We start from the raw sequence: 3,510 nt of genomic DNA on the forward strand, positions 1-3,510 counted from the left end.
GATATTACTGGCATGAGGAAACTCCCATATATAATGAGATTTTTCTCCCGGCAGTCATTGAGGATACAATCCCCTCACATTTATCTGAAACGCTATTTCTTGTCATAGAACTACACTATACAATGAGTAGTAACTACATTAATACACAGCAGATACAGAGAGTATAGTAAGTATCCCTCCAGAGACATGAACCAGAAAGAAAATGAATATCATTGCCCTGTCGAAGCTGCCCTCGTCGTGATAGGTGGAAAATGGAAGGCACTCATCATATGGCAACTCAAATCCGGGACCTTGCGTTTTACAGAGATCATGGAACGCCTCCCCATGATCACCCCTAGAATGATGACAAAGCAACTCAGAGAACTTGAAGAGGATGCCGTAATCACTAGGACCATATATCCTGAAGTCCCTCCACGCGTTGAATATGCCCTGACTCCTCTCGGGAGTTCTGTAGTTCCGGTTCTTGAATCACTCTGCGCCTGGGGTGCAGAATATCTCACCAGCCACGGGTGTCCGATCCCTAAGAAGAGCTGCAACAGGCAGGTCCACACAGATGAACTTGGAGAGCAGGATACATCTCATAACGAACCCTGAACGTACCGTCGGGTATAGGGACAGGCTGCAATGCAGATCCCACAGATCTGGGCACTCACCAGACTGGATGTATGTGACATTTCATATAGATGAGAACAGGTGTCTGCGTCCAGAACTGATCACGATGGAGAATGGGCTCCCAGATTTTTCCGGATGGAGCCTTCGCAGGACAGGTCTCCATGCATATGATGCAAAAATAATGTAAAGATCTGCGCTTGTTAACTTGGTTGCCTCTGATAAAAATAATATTTCCTATTCAAAATTTGGGATCTAATCAGGATAGAGATATCAATTTTCAGAAATTAACTCAGATAGTTCCCTGCTTTTCTTTTCATCTTCGCGTGCTTCATTTTCTTTACCGAGTGCCCTCATGATAGTGGCACGTTGAGCAAAGACTTTTGGATCATCATTTTCGCGCTGAATTGCCTGGTTTATTTCCATTAATGCAGTATCATACTGTTTCCAATCCAGGTGGATTCGCGATTTCATGATCCATGGAGCAGCATGTTCCGGATAATGTGAACAGACCAGATCAAAATATTTTAGAGCTTCTTCATGTCGCGATAATTGGTAGAGGGCAACTCCTTTGTTCATGAGAGTAATACCATCACTCGGATCGATCCACAGAGCCCTATCCAGATATTGCAATCCCTCTTCAAACCGTCCCAGGTCGAGAAGACACCGCCCCTTTTGGATCAGATACGTCATATTTTCAGGTTCGGCCTGAAGCGCAGTATCAAAACATTTCAAGGCATCTTCAAGGATATCACGGGAGGGGTTTTGATCATATAATGCAAGAAGGGCTAACCCTTTGTTGGATGCTGCCTCAACATCCCCAGGTACGAGCGACAATAAATGATCCAGTGAGTGTCGTGCTTTTTCATACTGATTTTGTTTCAGATGAAACAGACCTGCGGTTCGCAATGAGGTGACAGCAAGTTCCCGATCCCCACTTTGTTCAAGGATTTTTGCCCTATTCTCCATGGCATCACCAAAAAACCTGTCATTGACCGGAACCTGTTCATAAACCTTCAAGGCAAGGGATGGGTTTCCTATAGACTCCAGGATCGCTGCTTTTTTCATAAGAATGAGACCGAGTCTCATTGGTTCATCGGTAGAATACCCATAGGATCGATCATATGCTGAGATCGCTTCATCATATCGTCCAAGATTTTCCAGAATTCCCGCTTTATTGAACCACATTGAAGCCTGCTCAGGTTTAATTGAAAGAGCACGTTCACAGGCCTGTAATGCCTCATCAAGATGATTCGGATTCTTTTCACCCGTAATCATCAGGATTGATACTTTCAACTGCCAGGCATCATAATAATCCGGGTACAACTCCAGGGATTTTTCTACAGATGACAGGGCTTCAACCAGCAGATCAGGAATATTATGATAAGATGCCTGCCCAAAGAGAGAGAAAGCACGATTGAGAGAATCTTCTGCTATCGCCTTTGAATCCGCTGATATGGAGAGAGAAGATGAGATTTTATTTTCAGATGATTCAAAATTGCGGGAGCCTTTCAGGTCAGATTCCTGATTAGTCGGAAGAACTGTTGCAACCTTATCGTGATGTTTTTGGGATAAAACAGGTACCTGAATACTTCCAGAACGTTTTGTCTTTGCACGACCCAAATTTACGACATAGGTTTTATTTGCAGGATCGAGAGAGAGTGCATTTTCAAAACAGATGATTGACTGATCCAGATCTCCGGTCTTTGAAAGGGCCACCCCAAGTGCGTTCCAGGCTTTATGATTCGTATGCTCCGCACTCGCTACCGCATGTAGTTTTTCAACTGCCTCAATATACTTTCCTTCTTTATAGAGCCGGACACCGTCCTGGAATGTGTTCATTTCAGTTCAACTGCATATGTTGATTAGACTCTTTATGGATTATCATATCGCTGTACAGTAAATTATGGCGTACCTGGAAAAATTCATGATAAAAATTGCGGATATTTTTAAAAAATACACCTAATTCTGAAGCGGTTACCAGTCTTTACGCATAGCTTCTTTTTTGAGATCAGGTGGCATGAGTTCAATTGCATAGCGAAGTGAAGTCCGGGGCATCAGTTTTTTGTGAGTCATCACATACTCAAAAACTGATTGTTGATGTTCCCTGCTTGCTTCTTTTAAAAGCCATCCGTACCCTTTGCGAACCATATCATCTTCATCTGTGAGGAGAAGATCCGCTATGACAAATACCTCATTCAGAAATTTGCCATGTTTTGCAGGAATAATCAGAGAGACTGAAGCCGCTCTGCGCATCCACCGATTCTCTGATCTGGTCCATTTGATAATTTCATCAATGGTATCCGGGTACCGTACAATTAGATCACCGATTGCATGATTGCAGAATCCATCACAGGTGGCCCAATTGGTAATATATTGAGAGATCCAGGAGGTGATAACTGGAAGATCATCCGGCTCCAGCATCCATGAAAGTGATGCCATCCAGGAAGATACAACAAAAGCTTCTTCACAATATCCGGATTTATACAACGTTTCACATAATGCAAAGATATCTGCCTTTTTGCGCGTTTTGATTTCAGGCAGATAACGTTTTGCAATTTTTGCTACATCCCCGGATTTTACCCCGTAATGAGGTACTTCCTCTTTAAAAAAACGTTGAAAATTCTCCCAAGTCTTTGCATCACTATGGGCAATCAGTTCTGTTTGTATCTGATCAATTATCGGATCCACACAAAACATGGGAACCAGGATGAAATATTATATTGGAAATAAGATTTGAAACAAATTCATCTTACTCCAAAACCCCCTATGAGACGCCCCCTCATAAAGGGTTTTTAGTGATTACCGTCATCCAAATGAGATAGAAGTAGCTCCCATCGAAGATGAAAATGAACCTCCGGAACCTGAACCTGTTGTTGAAGCCGACCCTTTCTGTGTTGC

The 3,510-nt window shown here is 42.9% G+C and carries 3 protein-coding genes; 1 reads left to right on the plus strand and 2 read right to left on the minus strand.

Annotation, left to right across the window (positions count from 1 at the left end; all coding sequences use genetic code 11):
* Positions 1-186 precede the first annotated feature (186 nt).
* A complete protein-coding gene (locus tag LUQ50_RS00995; RefSeq protein WP_300034826.1) occupies positions 187-594 on the plus strand; it encodes a helix-turn-helix domain-containing protein in 408 nt (135 codons plus the stop codon).
* Positions 595-882: 288 nt separating this feature from the next.
* Here LUQ50_RS00995 and LUQ50_RS01000 read toward each other — a convergent pair whose 3' ends face one another.
* Both LUQ50_RS01000 and LUQ50_RS01005 read right to left on the minus strand, forming a co-directional pair.
* Entirely contained in the window at positions 883-2,451 is a 1,569-nt protein-coding gene (locus LUQ50_RS01000; protein WP_300034829.1) for a tetratricopeptide repeat protein, read from the minus strand.
* A 135-nt stretch (positions 2,452-2,586) separates the two neighbouring features.
* Positions 2,587-3,309 carry a DNA alkylation repair protein gene (locus tag LUQ50_RS01005; protein ID WP_367278927.1) on the minus strand — a complete coding sequence of 241 codons (723 nt, stop codon included), beginning with the start codon at positions 3,307-3,309 and terminating at the stop codon, positions 2,587-2,589.
* Between the last annotated feature and the right edge of the window lie 201 nt (positions 3,310-3,510).

It is taken from the genome of Methanospirillum sp., from assembly GCF_028679455.1.
Taxonomy (GTDB): Archaea; Halobacteriota; Methanomicrobia; order Methanomicrobiales; family Methanospirillaceae; genus Methanospirillum.

Coding starts and splice junctions, on each gene's coding strand:
- LUQ50_RS00995 (WP_300034826.1), top strand. CDS start 187: ATGAACCAGAAAGAAAATGAATATCATTGCCCTGTCGAAGCTGCCCTC.
- LUQ50_RS01000 (WP_300034829.1), bottom strand. CDS start 2,451: ATGAACACATTCCAGGACGGTGTCCGGCTCTATAAAGAAGGAAAGTAT.
- LUQ50_RS01005 (WP_367278927.1), bottom strand. CDS start 3,309: ATGTTTTGTGTGGATCCGATAATTGATCAGATACAAACAGAACTGATT.